The 19,131-nt window shown below is 61.0% G+C and carries 21 protein-coding genes; 4 read left to right on the top strand and 17 right to left on the bottom strand.

Going from position 1 to position 19,131, the window contains the following annotated elements:
* Window positions 1-67: 67 nt before the first annotated feature.
* From RLW55_RS14350 to RLW55_RS14305, 10 genes are all read right to left on the bottom strand, one after another.
* Complete coding sequence (locus tag RLW55_RS14350) at window positions 68-559, bottom strand: RT0821/Lpp0805 family surface protein (RefSeq protein ID WP_013947989.1); 492 nt, start codon at window positions 557-559, stop codon at window positions 68-70.
* Between the two features lie 160 nt (window positions 560-719).
* Window positions 720-2,099 carry a sensor histidine kinase gene (locus tag RLW55_RS14345; protein WP_409560107.1) on the bottom strand — a complete coding sequence of 460 codons (1,380 nt, stop codon included), beginning with the start codon at window positions 2,097-2,099 and terminating at the stop codon, window positions 720-722.
* On the bottom strand, window positions 2,089-2,760 hold the full coding sequence (locus RLW55_RS14340; protein WP_013947991.1) for a response regulator transcription factor: 672 nt from the start codon (window positions 2,758-2,760) through the stop codon (window positions 2,089-2,091). Before RLW55_RS14340 ends, RLW55_RS14345 begins: the two co-directional genes overlap by 11 nt.
* An 81-nt stretch (window positions 2,761-2,841) precedes the next feature.
* The gene (locus tag RLW55_RS14335) at window positions 2,842-3,132 is read right to left on the bottom strand and encodes a hypothetical protein (protein WP_423414533.1); all 291 of its coding nucleotides are present in this window, start codon (window positions 3,130-3,132) and stop codon (window positions 2,842-2,844) included.
* Window positions 3,133-3,222: 90 nt separating this feature from the next.
* Window positions 3,223-4,530, bottom strand: coding sequence for a TIGR02594 family protein (locus tag RLW55_RS14330; protein WP_423414532.1), 1,308 nt, complete (start codon window positions 4,528-4,530; stop codon window positions 3,223-3,225).
* 153 nt (window positions 4,531-4,683) lie between these two features.
* Window positions 4,684-6,336: a phage tail protein gene (locus tag RLW55_RS14325; RefSeq protein ID WP_423414531.1), complete on the bottom strand. Its 1,653-nt coding sequence runs from the start codon at window positions 6,334-6,336 to the stop codon at window positions 4,684-4,686.
* A 283-nt stretch (window positions 6,337-6,619) separates the two neighbouring features.
* Complete coding sequence (locus tag RLW55_RS14320) at window positions 6,620-8,167, bottom strand: DNA-packaging protein (protein WP_423414530.1); 1,548 nt, start codon at window positions 8,165-8,167, stop codon at window positions 6,620-6,622.
* On the bottom strand, window positions 8,085-8,657 hold the full coding sequence (locus tag RLW55_RS14315) for a hypothetical protein (RefSeq protein WP_423414529.1): 573 nt from the start codon (window positions 8,655-8,657) through the stop codon (window positions 8,085-8,087). Before RLW55_RS14315 ends, RLW55_RS14320 begins: the two co-directional genes overlap by 83 nt.
* 254 nt (window positions 8,658-8,911) lie before the next feature.
* A complete protein-coding gene (locus RLW55_RS14310; protein WP_423414528.1) occupies window positions 8,912-9,343 on the bottom strand; it encodes a SufE family protein in 432 nt (143 codons plus the stop codon).
* 120 nt (window positions 9,344-9,463) lie between these two features.
* Window positions 9,464-9,856: a DUF5330 domain-containing protein gene (locus RLW55_RS14305; RefSeq protein ID WP_409560130.1), complete on the bottom strand. Its 393-nt coding sequence runs from the start codon at window positions 9,854-9,856 to the stop codon at window positions 9,464-9,466.
* 257 nt (window positions 9,857-10,113) lie between these two features.
* On the opposite strand from RLW55_RS14305, the gene RLW55_RS14300 reads away from it, so the two are divergent.
* The 3 genes from RLW55_RS14300 (at window position 10,114) to RLW55_RS14290 (ending at window position 11,644) form a co-directional block, all read left to right on the top strand.
* Complete coding sequence (locus tag RLW55_RS14300; protein ID WP_409560131.1) at window positions 10,114-10,845, top strand: peptidoglycan-binding domain-containing protein; 732 nt, start codon at window positions 10,114-10,116, stop codon at window positions 10,843-10,845.
* A gap of 33 nt (window positions 10,846-10,878) precedes the next feature.
* Window positions 10,879-11,223: a DUF1491 family protein gene (locus tag RLW55_RS14295; protein ID WP_013948021.1), complete on the top strand. Its 345-nt coding sequence runs from the start codon at window positions 10,879-10,881 to the stop codon at window positions 11,221-11,223.
* A gap of 214 nt (window positions 11,224-11,437) precedes the next feature.
* The gene (locus tag RLW55_RS14290) at window positions 11,438-11,644 is read left to right on the top strand and encodes a hypothetical protein (RefSeq protein WP_423414527.1); all 207 of its coding nucleotides are present in this window, start codon (window positions 11,438-11,440) and stop codon (window positions 11,642-11,644) included.
* Between the two features lie 205 nt (window positions 11,645-11,849).
* On the opposite strand, the gene RLW55_RS14285 is transcribed toward RLW55_RS14290, so the two are convergent.
* The 3 genes from RLW55_RS14285 to RLW55_RS14275 are packed head-to-tail and all read right to left on the bottom strand — an operon-like array spanning window position 11,850 to window position 15,412.
* On the bottom strand, window positions 11,850-12,407 hold the full coding sequence (locus tag RLW55_RS14285) for a DUF1254 domain-containing protein (protein ID WP_409560133.1): 558 nt from the start codon (window positions 12,405-12,407) through the stop codon (window positions 11,850-11,852).
* Complete coding sequence (locus RLW55_RS14280; protein ID WP_409560134.1) at window positions 12,404-13,060, bottom strand: DUF1214 domain-containing protein; 657 nt, start codon at window positions 13,058-13,060, stop codon at window positions 12,404-12,406. The genes RLW55_RS14285 and RLW55_RS14280 overlap by 4 nt, the downstream gene beginning before the upstream one ends.
* Before the next feature lie 30 nt (window positions 13,061-13,090).
* Window positions 13,091-15,412: a transglycosylase domain-containing protein gene (locus RLW55_RS14275; RefSeq protein WP_409560135.1), complete on the bottom strand. Its 2,322-nt coding sequence runs from the start codon at window positions 15,410-15,412 to the stop codon at window positions 13,091-13,093.
* A gap of 215 nt (window positions 15,413-15,627) precedes the next feature.
* On the opposite strand from RLW55_RS14275, the gene RLW55_RS14270 reads away from it, so the two are divergent.
* Window positions 15,628-16,140 carry a YcgN family cysteine cluster protein gene (locus tag RLW55_RS14270; protein WP_409560136.1) on the top strand — a complete coding sequence of 171 codons (513 nt, stop codon included), beginning with the start codon at window positions 15,628-15,630 and terminating at the stop codon, window positions 16,138-16,140.
* A 239-nt stretch (window positions 16,141-16,379) separates the two neighbouring features.
* On the opposite strand, the gene RLW55_RS14265 is transcribed toward RLW55_RS14270, so the two are convergent.
* The 4 genes from RLW55_RS14265 to RLW55_RS14250 form a co-directional block, all read right to left on the bottom strand.
* Window positions 16,380-16,949 carry a DUF6456 domain-containing protein gene (locus tag RLW55_RS14265; RefSeq protein WP_409560137.1) on the bottom strand — a complete coding sequence of 190 codons (570 nt, stop codon included), beginning with the start codon at window positions 16,947-16,949 and terminating at the stop codon, window positions 16,380-16,382.
* The gene (locus tag RLW55_RS14260; protein ID WP_409560138.1) at window positions 16,940-17,377 is read right to left on the bottom strand and encodes a helix-turn-helix domain-containing protein; all 438 of its coding nucleotides are present in this window, start codon (window positions 17,375-17,377) and stop codon (window positions 16,940-16,942) included. Before RLW55_RS14260 ends, RLW55_RS14265 begins: the two co-directional genes overlap by 10 nt.
* A gap of 514 nt (window positions 17,378-17,891) precedes the next feature.
* On the bottom strand, window positions 17,892-18,362 hold the full coding sequence (locus RLW55_RS14255; protein ID WP_423414526.1) for a hypothetical protein: 471 nt from the start codon (window positions 18,360-18,362) through the stop codon (window positions 17,892-17,894).
* A gap of 251 nt (window positions 18,363-18,613) precedes the next feature.
* Window positions 18,614-19,021, bottom strand: a complete 408-nt coding sequence (locus tag RLW55_RS14250) for a MucR family transcriptional regulator (RefSeq protein ID WP_024275924.1) — start codon at window positions 19,019-19,021, stop codon at window positions 18,614-18,616.
* Between the last annotated feature and the right edge of the window lie 110 nt (window positions 19,022-19,131).

Genomic DNA, 19,131 nt, shown 5'->3' with positions numbered 1-19,131 from the left:
CGCGGCAGCCCATCTGTCGCGGACCGGTTAAATTATGGAAATGTTTCCCGTGTTTTGCTGCAGTGCGTCAGCCCACAGACTGCCACTGACCGTCAGCACTCCGGCAGGCGGTTCCCCGCATCTGCTTCGGCTTGCCGTCGATGTAGACCGTATGGGTGTAATCGCGGCAGTCGGCAACACCACGTTTGTAGGGGCGGCTCGGCACGATTTCGCCATAGTTACCGGTGTCGGGATCACGCCATTCGCGCGATACGCCCGATTGGCCACGCTCAAGCGCGTCGTATTCGGCTTCCTGGGCATAGCGCCTATCGCGTTCATCCAGGCTTTTGCCGATCTGGCTGCCGACAATGCCACCAACGACGGCGCCGGCGATCGTAGTTGCGACTTTACCGTCGCCCTTGCCTACGGAATTGCCGAGAAGGCCGCCGGTGATGCTGCCTATGACGAGACCGGTATTTGTATTATCGACCCCGCCGTTGCCGTTGCTGCAGCCCCCCAGCATGGCGATCGTCGCCAGCAGCGGCAGCGAAAAGCGCGCGATGCGCATGGTAAACCCCATTATCGGTTCATCCCCTCGCGCCGCTTTTCCCCATCGGCGCATAGTCCCTGGACTTGGCTAGACCGATATTGTGCCTTCGACAAGGCGGAAATCCACCACAATTCGGGCAAATCCCCACCGCAGTTCGATGCTGCGCCGCCACATGTGCGCCAATTGAACTTTAGGCGGCAGGAAGATCGAGAACAGCTTTCAAACCGCCGTGCTCGGATGCGTCGAGGCGCAGTTTTCCGCGATATGATGAGGCCAGATCGCTGACGATGGACAATCCAAGGCCCGAGCCGGGCTTCGTCTCATCGAGACGTAAACCGCGTTTGCCGATTTTCGCGCGCTGTTCTGCAGATAATCCCGGTCCATCGTCTTCGACCGTGATTCGAAGTTTCCGGCGCATCGTGGTGTCTTGGCTATTGACGGTCGCGGCAAGGTAGACGCGCGTCTTTCCCCACTTGCACGCATTATCCAGCAGATTGCCCAGCATCTCTTCCAGGTCTTGCTTCTCGCCCTGGAATTTGGCGCCTGGCTGAACTGCAAAGTCGATCGATATGCCTTTGTCCTGGTGAATCCGTTCGAGGGCGCGGATCAACGGACCGGCGGTTGTGTCGACCGGCGTGACGCGGCCGATAGTGTTCGTCCGCGCAGCGATGCGCGCGCGGTCGAGATAATGGCTGATCTGATCGCGCATCAAGCGCGCTTGCTCGGCGACCTTGCTGCCAAACTGGCTGTCGTCTTCATGCGCTTCGTTGGTGATGACCGCGAGCGGAGTCTTGAGCGCGTGTGCCAGATTGCCGACCTGGGTGCGCGCGCGATCGATGATGTCCTGGTTGGATTCGATCAGCGCGTTGAGCTCGACTTGCAGCGGTTCGATCTCGGCAGGAAGGTTGCCTTCGAGACGCTCGGCTTGACCCGAGCGAATACTTGCCAGACTTTTCTCGACACGGCGCAGCGGCAATAAGCCGAAGCGGACCTGAAAAACCGTCGCGGCCAATAGGCCCAATCCGACAAGCGCCAGCGCGCTCGTCAGACGCGTTCGAAACTTGGCGACAGTCGCCTCGAACCAGTCCATCGGACCCGCAACGATGATCGAATACTTCGTCTTATCGGGATCGTGACCGGGAGAGTCGATGAATTCTAGAATGCGGATCGTCGTGCCGGTCGGGCCGGGTACGTTCATCCAGCGCGTGCCGGTATCGTCGGTGGGGAATTTGCGATCATAGGGAGACGGCAGCACGGCAGTCGCAAGCGAGGGCGATACGAGCGTTCGCCCCGGCGCGCCGTCGATTGGCCGGATCTGCCAATACCAGCCGGATTGCGTGACTTCGAAAAGCGGCTCGTAGAGGTTCGGCGGAATGACGGGCTGGTCGCCCATCGTGCTCATGCTATCGATGGTGATCTGCGTCAGAAGCTTTTTCAGCTGAGCGTCAAAGCTCAGCTGCACATCTTCGCGGTAAAGCGCGTAAATGATGTAGCCGGCCAGCGGCAGCGCCAGAAGTGTCCACGCTGCCGAGGTCGCAAAGAGGCGCAGCGCAAGTGAATTAAGCCTCATCCGGTCCTTGGCTCATGCGGTATCCAAGACCGCGGACCGTCTGGATAACATCGCCTGGAATCTTCTTCCGCAAACGGCCGATAAATACTTCGATCGTGTTCGAATCGCGATCAAAATCCTGATCGTAGAGATGCTCCACCAGCTCGGTGCGCGAGACGACGCGGCCGTTATGGTGCATCAGATAAGCCAATAAGCGGAATTCGTGCGACGTCAACTTGACCGGATTGCCTTCGCAGGTCACGCGCGCCGACTTGGTGTCGAGCCGGATCGGACCGCACTCGATCTCGGATTTGGCATGACCGGAAGCACGGCGCACCTGAGCGCGGACGCGGGCCAGAAGCTCTTCCATGTGGAAGGGTTTTGCCAGATAATCGTCGGCGCCGGCGTCCATGCCGGCCACCTTGTCGCTCCAGCGGTCTCGTGCGGTCAGGATGATGACCGGCATCTTGCGGTCGCTGCGGCGCCACTGCTCCAGCACGGAAATGCCGTCGATCTTCGGCAGGCCGATATCGAGAATGACAATATCGTAAGGTTCGGTATCGCCGAGGAAATAGCCCTCTTCGCCGTCAGCGGCTGTGTCTACGGCGAAGCCGGCGTCCGATAGCGCTGAGGAAAGCTGACGGTTCAGATCTTTGTCGTCCTCGACCACAAGTGCACGCACGGGCGTATCCCTCCCCTCCTACGGAATGCCGCGGATTACAGAACGCGCTGGCCGCGCCTTCCATCCGCAACAACGAACCGGCTAGCGGCTCTTGGCATTCATAACGGCCGTCTTCAACTGTCCCGTCGGACTTCTGATGACAAGGCGATAAAAATATCCTTCGTCTGACCGGCACAGCGTCGTCTTGACGAGTACGCCCACTCCGTCGGCCGCCAGCGACCGGGAAACCTCCTCTACCGTTATCAGATTTTGCCGGCGTACGATTTGTCCGGCCATACCCCAGTCGGTCATGCAGTCGAGAGCGCAGGCGGTACTCCACGGCAGCAAGACTGCCGCAGCCCCGAACGCCGCCGCTTTTCCCAAACCGACCATACGTCTCTTCCGGAAAAATCAGACCAGTTAAGATTAGCCTGTTGAATGGCCGATGAATACTGGAGTTCGTCCTCCCCTCCCAATTTGCAATTAACTTTTGCGGATGCTGAGGACGGAAGATGCCGTAAACCGGCCATAAATAGCGAGCGCAGTGCCGACGAGACCGGTAACGGCCTGGGCCGCCGTTATGGCTTGGTCGCCGAAAGTCTGAATAACATCGGCCGGCAGCGAGACGCCGATTGCGGGGGCCAAAAGCGGCAGCACGGTCGCCGCCGCCGTGATCACAGTTCCCCAGAGGGTCTTTGATTGCGCCCACCATTTGGCGCTGTCGTCGGTCGTGACCATGGTCGATGTGTCGCTCATTGTCGTCTCTCCTTTTGCGTTTTGTGCGGGCTCCATCAGTCCGCGGATGATGCCGTCAGTGGCTGCCCACGATTTGCCGAGGGCCAACGTTGCATCGACGCGTTTCAGCCAACCGCGGCCGAACCGCCAGAAGTGCGGCAGAGCGCGATAGCGGGCGCGGCGGATGTCGGCGTAGACTTCGATGAGATCGACAACGTTGCGCGCTCCGATGGCGCCAAGCGTCTGGGGACCGATCTCACCGTCGACCGTTACGCCGACGGACTGCTGCAGCATGCGGATCGCGGTGCCGACGCCGTGATTGACCGCAGCATCGAAATGCATGAGCGCCAGCGGCGGGGTGAACGCGCTGCAATCGGCGGGGTCGAAATAGCGGCGCCGATAAATGGTGGCGACGGTTGCGTCGGGAATGGATTTCAGTTCTGCGATCAACCGGTCGCGCGACGTGGCATCGAGCGTCTGACCTTTGAAACCCGCATAGACTTCGAGTGTGATGCCCTTGTTCGTCGGGCCGCCGGGATCGTAGGCGTCGTCGGAAAATCCTCCTTCCATTTCGAGGACGTGAGCGAGCGCCTTGGCGAAGATGCTGCCGTCTGCCGTTGGAATTTCGCTTTCGTCTTGCGGCCAACGCAACCCGAGCAGACGCGATTTCTCGAAACTCGCAACCGTCACGGCATCGCTTTGATTACCGCCGAGGAGATAGAGCTTGCCCGCCGCCTCGCCGATGACGAAGCCGATGTGCCCGGCAGTCGGGTCATCGCCGCGCGAGAAAACAGCGATGGCACCGAGCCGCGCATCGTCGAGCGCCGTGCCCCACTCGAGATATGAGCGCGCGAGCAGTGAGCCCGTGTTGAAAACGCCAGCGCGCTCCAGCATGGCACCGGCGAACGCCGCGCACCATGGCGTCGTTTCCGTTTTGACGTCATCGTCACCAGCGTCGCGGAAATAGCGCAGGATCTCCGGCGCGTTCGCATCGCCGGGAATTTCACGCACGCCAAGTTCGGCCCACGCAGCCGCAAGCCACGCCGGTTGATCCATTATCGTTCCTCGAAATTTCCTCGACGACGCTTACAGAATCTCCGTCATGCCAACGGAGGTCGGCACCCAGACAAGCCTCTGCAGAGCAATCGTGGATGGTTGTCTGGATCCCGGCCTGCGCCGGGATGACGATCTGATGATTTACGGCTCTGCCTAAACGACGGCAGAGCGCGCCGCACCGCGGCCGAAGAGGACGTTGGTCTGATAGATTTTGACGACAACGCTTGATTGAACGCTGCCGAAGTCGGTGATCTGATCGGATGCGGTGTAGATGATGTTTGGCGTCGAAGCCGTCAGTGTGCGTTTCACTGTGATGCCGTCGAGAATATCGATCTCGTAGGTTTCGCTCTCCTCGCCGAGCGGCACTTCGGGCAGTTCCCAGTTGTCGCCACCCGTCCGTGAGCGCCGGATCCACGACAAACGAATGTCGCCTGAAACGCGCGTGCCTTTGACATGCACGGGCGACAAGGGCCGCAATCCCAACCCTTGATACATAAATGGTACGGTGACGTAGGACGCGTCACCGATGTTGCGATTGCCTGGACCGTAACGCCAATTGAGCGTCAGCTTGCGCTCGCTTTCCTGCAGCGGAACGCGCGCCACCGCACCGTCGAGCAGTACGAACTGCGCTCCGCTCGCGAGCGCTTCCGTCATCGCGCTTTCGGTGCCGAACTGCCCTCGCAGCAAACCGCTCAAGCGATAGGTTTGCGCATCGACCAACTCCGCGATCTGGAATTGAATGATCTCCCAATCGCCGTCGGCGTTACGAAGTACCCCAAGGTTAGCGCCTGCGAGCATCGCGATGAGATCGACGGACGATAGCGCGCCGTTCGTCAGACGGACACGAAACGATGCGCTGCGATCGATGCGGCCCTCGGGCCCCGGTGGAACATCGTCGAGCGTCAAGCCGAGCGTTGCCGCCGCCGTCGCCACTGCTTTCAACTGGTAACCCGTTTCCTGTGGCGACGCGAACAAAGCCACGCTCTCGGGCCACGGCTTCTGCATCGTCGCTGCGTAACCCGACGAGGCATCGAAGCTCGCGTTCCACTGCGGCAAGTCCATCAGCGCGACTGCGGGCGGGCCGATCTGCACAAGCGGCGGCGGCGTTGCCGTGCGCGCCGGAACGTCGATCTGATCGTAAATGCTCGGATCGATGCTCAACGCCTGAATATCGCGGATGCCGTGCTCAGAGACATCGGTCAATCGTAACAAACGGATCCGACCGCCGATGTCAGCTGAAACAATGTCGCCGGGTTCCAGTGCGAGCGTAGACGGTGGCAGTTTGAACGTTGCGGATTCGCGCGTCGCCCAGGTTTCGTAGAGCCAGCTTTCGGCAATTGACGTCGCGAGCCCATCGTCAAGAACGATCGGCAAATCGGCTTCCGCCACGCGACCGCTCGCGCCTGTCAATCGCCGCGCTTCTGCGACGGCTTGCGGATAGACGATGGCATTCTGCATGAAGCCTTCGCGGGCGAAGGCGGCGTAGTCGCGCGGCGCCCACACGGGCTCGCCGAGAGTGTGATAGGCGATGAGGGGACCCACGGAGGAACCCTTGTTGTTCGTGTCTGGAGCTGAGCTTTTGATGGTGCCCGGCGACTCGCGTTCCGCGAGCCGGCCGCCGGGCACGGAAGTTTTAATTGTGCCAGGCGACTCCCCTGCGGGGAGCCGGCCGCCGGGCACGGCCTTGTTGGACGACCCTCGCGCATCATCGATCGCACGCGGCGGCCGGATTGCGGAACGCGAGTCGCCGCGTGCCAACAATGCCTCCGGCAGCCAGCGCGACAGCGCCTCCGTGATCAGCGACATGACCTGTCCTTTGGAATTCGAATTCGACGCATGTCATCCTCGGCTTCATGCCGAGGATCCATTTCGCACCTGCGCGATCGCCCAATGGATCCTCGGGGCGAGCCCGAGGATGACAACTGAACGAAACGATGCGCTCTCGCTGCCAGTGTCGTTCTCTGCTGCCGTCATCCCGGCGGAGGCCGGGATCCAGCCATCCCGCGATACAGCAGATGTGGATCGTTGACTGGGTGCCGACCCCGGCCTTCGCGGGGGCAGGCTCTTCGTCGGCATGACGGTGGTGGTGCTAAAGCATCCGCACTGAGGGCTTCATCGTGTCGCTCAACAGCAAATCGGTAATCGCCCAGACGAGCGCGTCGGCGCGGTCTGGGCTGCGGCCGCGCATCGTGCCGTCGGCGCCGAAGGAACACATCTGATCTTCGAGCGCATCGAAGCGTCCGACGTGCACCACGCGGCCTTCCGCGTAGAGCGCCGCGACCGGCTCGGCGCGAACCCATTTTCCCCGCGTGGCGCGAACCTTCACGACGGGGAAATTCTCTCGAAACCGCTGCAAGACCGAGATCACGAGATCGCCACCCTGGTTGACTTCCGCCACCATGCGGTCGGCTTCGTAATCATCGAACGCGCCCAGCGCCGCGTTCGCCCAGATCTCAGGTGTTCGGCCTTGGATCGTGCGATCGGCGAGAACGTAAGCGCGCTTATCGACGCCCAATCCCGCAACGATAATTCCGCACGCGTCCGATGACGCCGTCGCGGTGACCGGCGGATCGAGCGCGACGACGATGCGCTGCATTTCTGGTGCCGCCTCGACGCGCGCTTCCTCGATCCAATGCCGCCGCCATAAACCATCGCTGGCGTCCTCGACAATCTCTCCGAGTAATTCCTGGCGACCGATCGCCGAGCCCGCATAGCGCCGCGTCATCTCCGCGAGGAACGACGGCGCGAGGTTCGTCGTATTGTCGGCGGTGGCTAGATTGACAGTCACGGTCGTCTCGTCAGCGATGATCTGTTTCAGCAACTTGGTATTGCGCGGCGTCGTCGTCACACAGACGCGCGGCGCATCGCCGAGACGGAGTGCGAACTGCAGCATGTCCCAGGCCCTCTCAGCGCCGCGCCACTTCGCAAGCTCATCGCACCACGCGGCCGTGAACTGCGGACCGCGCAGCGCTTCGGCTTCGTCGGCCGAGAACAATTCGGCGATTGCGCCCGACGGCCATGTCAGACGCCGCTTCGACGGTTCGAACTCCGGCCGCTCATGCGCGGGGTGGATCGCGAGCAGACCGGACTGGCCTTCGATCATCACGTTGCGGACGTCGGCCAAGGTCTTTCCAACCAGCGCTATTCTTATTTGTTGTGCTCGGCGACTCGCGTTCCGCGAGCCGGCCGCCGAGCACGGGCTTGTGGGATCGTTCTTCGAACTCGCGTTCCGAGAGGCCGCGGACGCAGCTGCTTCGCCGCCGCAAGCAAGACTCCTCACCCACTCGGCGCCTGCTCGCGTTTTTCCCGAACCACGGCCGCCGAGGAGCAGCCACACGCGCCAGGCTTTATTGATTGCACCCGGCGACTCCCCTGCGGGTAGCCGGCCGCCGGGTGAGCTCGATGTTTCGCGAGCCTCGTCCAACAAGTCCGGCGCTTCCGGCCGGCTCTGCGGAGCAGAGTCGCAGGGCGCCATCAAAGAGGGCGCAAGCTGATCGTCTCGCGCCCAGATTTCCCAGTCGTGGGCGATGAATTCCAATTCGGCGCGGGTCAGCTCATTCAGATCGTCGGCTAGGCGCCCGCTTGCGATTGAGGCGCTCAAGACGTTCCGCAATTTCGCGGCGTAGGTCTTCCGCATGCGCGAGCGCCTCCTTGGTCCTTGCTCCGCCTGCTCCCGTCGTTTTCCGTTTCGTCATCTCGCGTTGCATCTCAACGGCTTTCTCCAATGCGTTGACCATCTGCGACAGAGCCCGCGATGCGCGCTCGCGATCCTGGGACGTCAGCCCCTTCTGCTTTTCGAGTTTCGTCAGCTCGCCGTCGATCGTGTTGTAGACGCGCTGAACGAGAGATTTCTTAGTAGGCGCCTTGCGACTCCCCTGCGGGGAGCCGGCCGCAAGGCGCGGGGCTGTGTCATCTTCCGTCGGAGTGGCGGGACGTTCGGTCGTCTTTTTGGGTTTCGAGATCTTCAGCGGTTTCGTTTCCGCGGCATCGGCAACGGCCGCCTTCTTCATCGCGACGTCGCTCGAAGCCGTCCGCCGAGCAGCTGGAATTTTTTGCGCCGAGCGGCTCTCCGCGATCGAGCGGACTGCTCGACGCGCGGAGGTCGCAGCGCGCGGGCTTGCTGCCATGCGCCGGAGACCTTTTCGAATTTTCAGGGAACTGCGATGTGCACGTGGCAGGGCCGAAGCCTGCTCTCACACTTTCCGCGTTATACAGAAATGATGCCTGAGAAGCGTCGCGCTGTCAATCGACAAAATCATATAAGACGTTGAAAACAAATACTAATATTCAGAAATTAAAATCAACCGGACAGTATAATCCGCACGGGTAGAGCGGGGATAAGTTTGGCGAAATTTTTATAAAGCGTTAGACGCAACGAATTTTAAGCCGCGAGCATTTCGGCAGCGTCGGCGCGGATGCGCTTCACCATCGAAGCGAGGCCGTTGGAGCGTTGCGGCGTCAAATGTTCTTTGAGGCCCAAGCTCGCGAAAATGCCTTCGGCGTCGGTCTTCAGAATTTCATCGAGCGTTTTGCCGTCGTAGATGATGAACAGCAGCGCAACGAGCCCCTGCACGATGTGGGCGTCGCTCATGCCTTGCATTTCAAGCTTATCGCCGGCGCTTGGCTTTCCCGCGTCACCGATCCGCCGCGTCGCCAGCCAGACCTGACTGGCGCAGCCGCGCACCTTGTTCGCCTCGGTCCGAAGCTCTTCCGGGAAAGGCTGCAGCGCCCTGCCAAGCTCGATGACATAGCGATAACGGTCCTCCCAATCGTCGAGGAGCGCGAAATCGGCGCGGATGTCGTCAAGCGTCATGGAGAAATCCCGGCTTCGATCCCGACCACGTCGGACCGTTTCCCTACACATAGGGGGCCGGACAGGGAAAGGGCAAGGGCGACAGCCGGAGTGCAGGCGGCGCGGTGCGCCGCTTAGCCGTCAAATACCGTTGCGGTTCGCGGATTTGCCGCGCCAGTCGGGCTGTTTGTCGAGCGGCGTCAGAGTGCCGCTGTCGCGTTCCAGGACGGCCGGAGCGAGGCGGCCACCGGTCTTGGTATCGTCGAGCTTCAGGCTCGCCGTGTTCATGCCGTCGCCGGCGTAATGCTCTTTCGCCATCTCATAGGCGAGCTGAGCGCCGAACTGCGCCTTGGCAACGAACTGGGTCCACAGCTCGGCGCTCTTGGTGCATACGGTGGCGTTGCGGTCGCAGAAGGTGACGACCCATTCAGCTGTCGCTCCGGCGCGCTCATACAGATGCTGCTGCTGTTCCTTGTCGGAAGGAAGCAGCGCGATGCCGATTGCGGCGACAGTGGCTAGACGTAACAAACCCATAACACAAACCTTCGCGTCTGACGGCCAGGACACGCCCGGCACGGGAAGCGGATTGGACGAGGGCTTTTCCCCTCACCCTCATCGATACCAGCTCCGCATCAAGGTTAAGCTAGCCTGCGCCGCACAATTTGAACCGCATTTGCTTCGAATGCGGGCGGCGGTTTTAACGAGTCTGAAACCGCTTTAAGCGACAGTTAAGGAGGTCTTAACGGCTGGCCCCGATAATCGTTCTCGGGGGAACGAGGGAACGTAGGCACATGACCGAGAGGGACCGAAAGCTTGCAGCCATCGTGTCGCTGCTGGCGACTACGAGCGTAGCGCTGAATATGCTCGTTTTCCAGAATACCGGCGCCAAGACGAACAACGGCATCGAAACCGGCGGCATCACCACCGACCGTACGGCGTGGGTCGACGGTCCCGGCATCATTCTAGGACCGACGGACCCTGGCCCCGGCGCGCCGACGCAGTCTGCAGACGGCGTTCTGCCGCCCGCCCCGCTCAGCACCAGCGACGACGCAGCTCGCGCCGAGATCACGAAGGGCGTGCAGCGCGAGCTGAACAACATCAACTACGAGCCAGGCCCGGCCGACGGCATTCTGGGTCTCGTGACCCGCGCCGCCATCTTCGCCTACGAATATGACAACGGCCTCGTCCTGACGAGCGAGCCGAGCGATCAGTTGCTGAGCCAGTTGATCCTCGGGTCGTCATCGTTGTCGCAAAGCTCGGCGCGTCCCGGCAAGACGATGACGCCCGATGCCGAGAGCCTCGTGCGGACCGTCAAGCAGCAGCTCGCGGGCCTCGGCTATCAGACCGGCGTGCCCGGTCCGGCGCTGACGCCGGAACTCGCGCGCGCCATCCGCGAATTCGAGACGGATCAGAAGCTGAAAATCACGGGCCGCATTTCGGGGCCGATGGAAAGCCGCCTGCTCCGCCTGAAAAGCGAGCCCAAGGCGCGGCGTGACGCCATCGCCAAAGCTTCAAGCCGCTAGAGCCCGCCCGCGATCTTTTGCTAACGTGGCCGCATGCGTCTTAAATCTGAAATCTGGGTCAAAGCCTATTTGCGTCGCTGTCAGTACAACGGCGCGATGGGTGTGATCGCGCGCCATGGTGACGACGACGCCGGGGCGATTTTCATCAAGGTGGTGCGGGCCGACGGCTCCGCTGCCGTCTTCTCGCCAGCGCCAGCGGGCCTCGACGATGCCGACTTCGACCGCCGGTGGGTGCCACGCTTCAAAAGCGAGTTCGTGCCCGAAGCCGAGGCCGAAGCCATGCTCAATCGCGAGGCCGGGTTCGACAGCGACATCTGGGTTGTCGAGATCGAAGACCGCGAGGGCCGCAACTTCCTCGGCGATGAATTGATGAAATAGCCACAGCGCGCCGCGCGCAGAATGGCACGGACATTTCCGCCGTTTACAAGCTCTTAACTTCTCGACGACTGTAATTCATCTGATGCGATGATTCTGGCGGCCGCAGCGCATACTCGCCACATTGGTATCGTGATTTAAGTCCCGTGGCGGGAGCCTTCATGGCGGGGAAGTGCCGCACGATGCGAGCGATGCTCGCGTCTTGGGGGGATTGTCCATGGCGACAATACTGGAATTCAAGTCCGCGCCGAGGCCCACGGCAGCATCGATGCTGTCAGTGTGCGGGGCGGTAGCATCTGCAGAAATCGTTCTGTTTCCCGGTGTCCGGTACGAGCGGGATATCTACGAGCGGACCGGCCAAGAGGATGCGGACGACCAACGCAAAGCGCAGCGTCACCGCAACGAGCCAGAACTCGAAAGCTGATGCACGCGCGTCCGGCTTTTGCGCGGGGATTGCTGTCGTGGATGGCTTCCTGCGCGATCGTGATGTGGGTAAAGCCGGTCCGCGGTTTCATCGCGCAGAGGCTAGAAGTGAAATCGATCCTCCGGCATGACGCCGAGAATGACGGGCGGCGTGTACGCCCCCGCCCTCCACTGTCACGGCCGCTGAGTGGCCGTCTATGACAAACTCATGCGCCGCCGAGTTTGCAGGCGGCTTTGGCGAGCACCGCGAGTTCGTCGGCGCGGTAGGGTTCACCTTTGTCGGGAGCACGAACGACGACGAGGCCCTTCGCGGCGGCAATCGTCTGCTGCGGGTCGATGTTCGCAGGGTTCGTCACCGGTAATCCCTGAAAGCGATCCTCTGACGAAATGATAGACAGGTCGATCGTCGTCTCGCGATCCGCAGATGCAGCGGCGAAGTAGAGGTTCGTGCCGTCGGGCGCATAGACGCCGATCGTCCAGCCGAGATCGGGCAACAGGGCTTTCACGCGCATCGTGCCGTTCTTCGTTTCGAACGGACAGAATGCATAGCGCGCGTCAGGTGCCAGGAACGGCAGCGGTTGCCGCCGGGGCGCAATGGCGTCCGCAATCGTCATCTTGTTCTTGGGATAGGCATGGGCGAGCCGCGTATAGGCGGAGGCGCGTGTGTCGTTGACAGCGAGGAACGTCATGACGAGATGCACGATCCCGGCGACGAGGAAGAAGATGATGAGCAATCGCCAATCGAAGCTGCGCAACAACCTCATGAGCAGCCCTCGCGCTTGATGATCGGCAAATCTTTATTGCGTTCGGCGCGTTCTTCCGATGACAGGCCGGTCGCGGGATCGAGCACCGTGAACACCAGCACGAGACGGCCCGCGCCGCTTGTCGGCAGCCAGTTGCCGGGACGCGCGTCACGTCCGAGCGTGACGACGAAGGAGCCGTTCGGATTGGGGGCGATGGTGTCGGCGGTAAACTCGTAGCGATCGGCATCGTTTGCGATAAGATTGCCGCGCGTGTCGAACACGCCGATGCTCCACCAGAGCCCGTGCATGTTCGCGCCGGTGACGACGTAATTGCACGACGAGTGCAGCCGCGCGCCTTCTGAATCCGTTCGCGCTTCGAACACACCTGCGCTGTCGGACGAGATCCGAAGCTTGCCGGTCGAGATCATGTGCGCCTTGGTGTAGGGATCGGCGCTTTCTCGGCCGATGCGCGGCCATTGCTGCCATGGTCCATACGTCGCGACAGACAGCGGTGAGCCCCGCGCAATCATATAGCGGCTTGACCATAGACCGGCGCCGATCGCGAGCATGACAACGAGCACGACCGTCACGGCACGTACGATAATGCCGACGATCGCGCGCAAGACGCTCAGTCTCGATGGGGCAGCCGCAGGTTCAAGTCCGATCGATGCCACGTTCGTTTTGCTTTCCTATCGCATCCGCCGTCAGGGCACTGCTGTGGCCGGGTTCCTCGCGCCGGAGCCGCTAGCTGCAATTGGTGGCGACAGACCATCCGGCGAGGTACCGAACAAGGTCGCGCGCCGATCCGGCTTGGTCGCGGGCTGCGGCATGTCTTTTGGATCGACCGGAAGCGGCAAATGCGAAGCGCCGCCGCTGCCCGGTGCGGGCGCCGGTCCCTCGTCGTTTGCCTTGCGCAGCGCCGATGTCAGGACCTTCAAGACCTCGCGTGTCTTTGGCGGCATTATGCTCTGCGGCTTGGACGCGTCGGTCTGTGCAGGTTCCAATCCGGCGGCCACCTGCTGTGCTCTGAGTTCGGCGAGCCGTTGCTGTTCTTCGACCTGCCGCGGATGCGGTGCGAGGCCGGGGATCGTCGGAATGTTCATGTCGGTGTGCGCCACCGTCATGACATCATGCCAGAGCGGCGCCGCCTGATGTCCGCCGGTTACGCCAGTGCGCATCGGCCGGTTATCGTCATTGCCGATCCATACGCCAGCCACGTACTTGCCGGTGAAGCCCATGAACCACGCATCTTTCGGTCCAGTGGACGTGCCGGTCTTGCCAGCGACGTTGGTGAAATCAAGATTGGCCATGCCGCCCGTGCCCTGGGTCACGACGCGGTTGAGCATGACGTTCATCTCTTCTGCAACGTGCCGCGAGATCACCTGCGGCGCCGGAGGCTCGTCGCGCTCGCGCGAATAGAGAAGATCACCCTTCGATGTCGTGATGTCGAGAATGCCATAGGGCTTGGCGAGCTTGCCGCCGTTGGCGAACGTCGCAAAGCCGCCTGTATGCTCAAGCACGGTCAGGCCACCGTCCCCCAGCGCCATCGAGCAGGTCTTCTTGACGCCTTCGATGCCGAGCCGCTTGGTCATTTCGACAACCTTGTCGCGGCCGACGACGAACGACAACTCAGTTGCAACGGTGTTGAGTGAGCGAGCCAGCGCACTCCACAGCGGGATGCGTGCGCCCGATCCACCACCGCCGCCGTAGTTCGACGGCGACCAGTTTCCGCACGACCGCGAGGCATCACGCACAATCGTATCCGGCGTGAAACCATTCTCCATGGCCGTTGCGTAGACATAGACCTTGAACGACGATCCCGGCTGGCGTTTCGCGTGCGTCGCGCGGTTGAACTGGCTCTCACCGTAATCGGGGCCACCGATGAGAGCGCGGACCTTTCCGTCGGTTTCCATCACGACGATGGCGCCGGAGTCAAAGCGGTCGGCCTTGCCGTCCTTGCGGAGTGCCGCGTTGAGCGCTTCCTGTGCCTGACGTTGCAGCGTGGGATCGACCGTCGTCCGCGCCGTCAGTACGTATTGGTTCTTGCCTTCGGCGAGGCGTTGCACTTCCTCATAAGCCCAATCGAGGAACCAGTCCGGACTGCTCGTCGCCCGTGCCTCGACGATTTTGGCCGGGTTCATGCGCGCGGCGTGCACCTGCCCTGCCGTGTAGTATCCAGCCTCGACGAGATTATCGAGCACCTGATTGGTTCGTGCCCGCGACGCCGCCAGATCGACCAACGGCGAATATTTCGTCGGCGCCTTGAAGAGGCCGGCCAGCACCGCAGCTTCGGCCATGTTGATGTCGCGGACGGACTTGCCGAAATAGTACTGCGAGGCGGCTTCGACACCGAAGGTGCCGCCGCCCAGATAGGCGCGGTCGAAATAGAGTTTCAGGATCTGCTTCTTCGAGTACCGGCTTTCGAGCAGGAACGACAAAAACAGCTCTTTGATCTTGCGTTGGACGGATCGTTCTGACGACAGGAACAGGTTTTTTGCGAGCTGCTGCGTCAAGGTCGAGCCGCCTTGCACCACCTCGTTTGCCTGCACGTTGGTGACCAACGCGCGCAGCGTGCCCAAGACGTCGATGCCGTAATGCTCAAAGAAGCGCCGGTCTTCGGTTGCGAGCGTCGCCTTGATGAGCACATCCGGTATTTCGCTGAGCGGCACGGAGTCGTTGTGCAGGATGCCGCGGCGACCGATCTCATTGCCATTGACGTCGAGGAACGTCACGGCATAGCGCCCAGTCGAAAACTTGCTTTCGTCGAACTCCTGGAAGGCGGGCAGCGCCAAGCCATAAAGCACGACGAAGCCGCCAAACAGCATCGTCAGGCTTTCGGACGCAAATTCGTTCAGCAGCCGCCGCCAGCCGACAAGCTGAAAGCGCGCGAAAAAGCTCGAGCCAGCGTTCCAATAGTCCTTGATGCGCGACCAGGCATCCCCGAGCGACGAATTGAGCTTCGAATCAATGGCGAGCCAATCGATAAAGCGATCCCGTCCGCCCTGCTTGTGAAACCAGTCGTTCAAGAAGCGCCATCCCTTGCCGGCGTCGATCGTATCAAGTCGCTCTTGTCACGCGCGAGACGCGGGCTTAAGCCCTTTACTGCAAGAATTTTATTTGCAACAGCAATTGCGACGCATCCGCCGGACGCGCCGCAAAGCGAGTTTGCCGACGTTAGACGTCGCAAGTCGACAAAATTGTGGTTATCCCGGCTCAAGCCAGAAGGGAAGAGCAAGACCTGATGTTGGACGGCAACGATCCACCGTTCTGGCGCACAAAAACGCTCGAAGAGATGAGTCGCGACGAGTGGGAGGCGCTGTGCGACGGCTGCGGGCGCTGTTGTCTCGTCAAGCTCGAAGACGAAGACACGGCGCAGATTTATCTGACGCGGCTCGCCTGCAGCATGCTCGACGTCCGCACTTGCCGCTGCAAGGACTACCCCAACCGCTTCGAGAAAATGCCGGACTGCCTGGCCATCGACATTCCGCGTGCGCGCGAGCTGTCGTGGCTGCCGAAGTCGTGCGCTTACCGAATCGTCGGTGAGGGTGGCGACCTGCCGTGGTGGCATCCGCTGGTCTCCGGCACGGACGAGACGGTGCATCAGGCGGGGATCTCGGTCCGCAGTTTCGCCATGAGCGAGCGGCGCGTGAAGCAGGAAAACTACTGGAAGTACATCATTCCCGATCTACCGGACGAAGCGGCGGAGCCGCCTCGCTCAGGTAAGGGCCGGAAGGCGGGCAAATCCGCGAAGTAAGCGAGCACGACGTCATCCCTCGGGCTCGGCCGGAGGATAGAGTTTGCTAGTCGGCTCCGCATGGCAAATGGAGACATCTAACCACCGTCATCCCGGCGGAGGCCGGGATCCAGCCAGGCACCAAACATTCGTTGCGATGATGCTTGCCTGGGTGCCGACCTCCGTCGGCATGACGATGGCGAGGGAGCGCGCGCAAGATATCGACATGATGCCCTTGGGCTTGTTCCGAGGAGGCAGGTTCACCGAGGATCGATCTCAGGGCGGTAGTCGCTCGCGCCCCAGTGGCGGACGCGGACGGGACGATCGGCGTGGGCAGTGGTCGGTGGCGGCAGCATTCCGTAATGGCGCGCCAACTGACGAAGTGCAATCTGCAGGATGATCTTGCCCGAGCGTTGCGGCCAGCCGCTTGCCTTCTCGCTGGCTTCAAGACCTTTCAAGTGACAGCAGACATCGATCAGAACTCCGGCGAGATCAGGACCGACGGCCGCCAGCGCGCGCTTCACACGCTCCTTCGCCGCGACAACGGCATCGCGGATGTCGGGACCGATGTCCGGCGCGCCCTTGCCGCCACCGCCGCCTGAAAGCAGAAGCGACCAGTTTGCGGTCGTGCGCGGCGTCATTTGAGCGAACCAGAAGTCCGCGCGGAGCTTTTCGCCAGCGTCGAATTCGGCGTCGGTCAGCATCGGCTGTCCGTCCTTATCCTTGCGCCGAGCAAGCCAGGCCAGCGGACTTTCGGCAAGGTTGCGCGTCGGCGTAGCACTTCCCTCTTGCGCGTTGACTGCGTTGCGGCGCGTGTTTCCTACAGCCATTGATGTTCCTCGATCTCCTCGCGGGGACTGATCCGATTGGTGGTTACGTCGCGCTGGACGAGCGTCGGCAACGCCCAGCCCAAAACATCCAGCGCGCGATCGAAATTCGGATCGTCGCGGCGGCACTCGACTTTAAGGCAGGCATGCGCGACGGTGGTGCGATCGCGGCCGAACATCGTGCCGACTTCCGTCAGCGACATGCGGCAGCAAACATGCGCGAGGTACATCGCGACCTGACGCGCCTCGGCGATGTCTCGAACGCCGCGTGTGCCACTCCAGAGGAGGTCTGCATCAACGCCGAAGACGTTGGAAATCGCAAGGTCGATTGCAACGCGCGTCTGGCGGTGGCGCAGGTCGTCCGCCGTTTGGCGATCGGCCACAAGACGCTGTCGCGTCTTCAGGGCCGACAAAAGCGAGGCCCGTGTCATCCCTTCTTCCCATGGTCTGACAGTCGTACGGACGTTAACGCCCGTCGCGGATGAGTGAACATGTCTGGCCATTCGTCTCGGTTGTGTCATCGCCGAGCAGAATACGGGCGCCCGATACAGCGGGGATAAGTTTTTTTCGAGCGCTTACGTTCACCTTATCGGCGGCGACACTTGGGAAAGTTATCCCCGCGTTCGTCGGCGGCCTCACAGTCGCCAGTCATGCACAACTGCGTATCAAATCGACACAAGACGACGTCCGGCGATGCGGGGCGCTCCGTCTTTCGCAAGCCAGAGTCCAACTACGCGCCGGATGCTTTGCAACTTTTGCCCGTTTGGCCGAAGGAAATTGGCGATCGCACGGATCAGGGTCGGCGAAAAATTATCGCCATCATCGAACGGGAATTGCGGAAAGAGCGCCGCCGCGGCATTGCCGGAGACCGCGCCTACGATCTGACGCGGCACTCCCGCCTCGCCAGATTGTTAAAGCAAGAACGCGCTGAACTGCGGGCTATATCTATGCAGCGGGATGGTAATAAGGCGGCGATTTTTTGATAAGCGTCTCGACAGCATCTTTAACTTCTAACCAGTCAAGTCTGTCGCCTATGCGTGTGCCCATGGTCGAACTCGCGTCGGCATTCTCTGTCGACCACAATTGAGGACGTCTTCCACCACCTCGGAAATATTCGATTACATGTTCGTTCAAATCTCTCATTGTCTTTATGTCGAGTTCGAACCTCTTAACCTCATTGAAAATTTGAGTATCGATAAAATTTAAATCAGTGGCCCAATTGATGTATGACATCAATCGATGCGCTACGATTAAAAAGATATGGCGTTCGCTTTCAAAATCTCGACGGACGCCAATAAAATTGCCGGCAGCGAAACTTCGCTGAAATTTAGAGAGTTCGGCAGCATGTCTGACGGTGGCATGAGCCCACGTATGAATTCCCTCTAACGCCATATATTTTTGTTCTTCGAGATTCATGAACAGATCTGCCCAATGAACCACCGCGCTGATCGAGTTCAAAATGCGACCGCTCAACTGATCGCTGCCTTCAACAATGCAGCGATGATCGACCCCACCAACTACCAGCTCTGCTCTTTATTCCCATTCTCGTGGCTGCAAGCCCGGCGACCGGTCACCGGAACGTCACAGAAAATAATTGGCCCGTACGCAACCCAATCGACTACGAAAAAATCTTTATTCCACTAGAGGCGATGGCGACCGTATGCATATTATCTTTCGCGACGGGTGCCGAGGCCCATTTTCTTCGCAAGTTGCGAGCGGGCGTTGGCGTAATTCGGCGCGACCATCGGATAGTCGGGCGGCAGCCCCCACTTCTCGCGGTATTCTTCCGGCGACAAGTTGTAGTGCGTCCGCAAATGCCGCTTCAGCGATTTGAACTTCTTGCCGTCTTCGAGACAGATGATGAAGTCCGGCATGACGGACTTCTTGACGGCGATCTTCGGTTTTGACTCTTCGCGGTCCTGCGGCACCGTCCGCCCGGCGGCGCGGCTCAACGCGGCGTGCGTTTCGGCGATCAGGTTCGGAAGCTCGGTCGAGGCGATCGAATTGTTGCTGACGTACGCTGCGACTATCGTCGCCGTGATCGTCACAAGCTCAGGCTGGGCAGAACTGTCCATGTGCTCATCTTCCGCTTCCTCTGCCGGTCGAAAAACCTGCCCGGACCGCCCGTCCATGTCGACACCCCGCCGTTTTCCGATTTAATCGACGAAGTCCGCCGGAAACCCCA

It is taken from the genome of Hyphomicrobium sp. B1, from assembly GCF_049532635.1.
Classification (GTDB): Bacteria; Pseudomonadota; Alphaproteobacteria; order Rhizobiales; family Hyphomicrobiaceae; genus Hyphomicrobium_B.
Note: the sequence above shows the minus strand (reverse complement) of the source record. Positions and strands in the feature narration are given on the sequence as shown.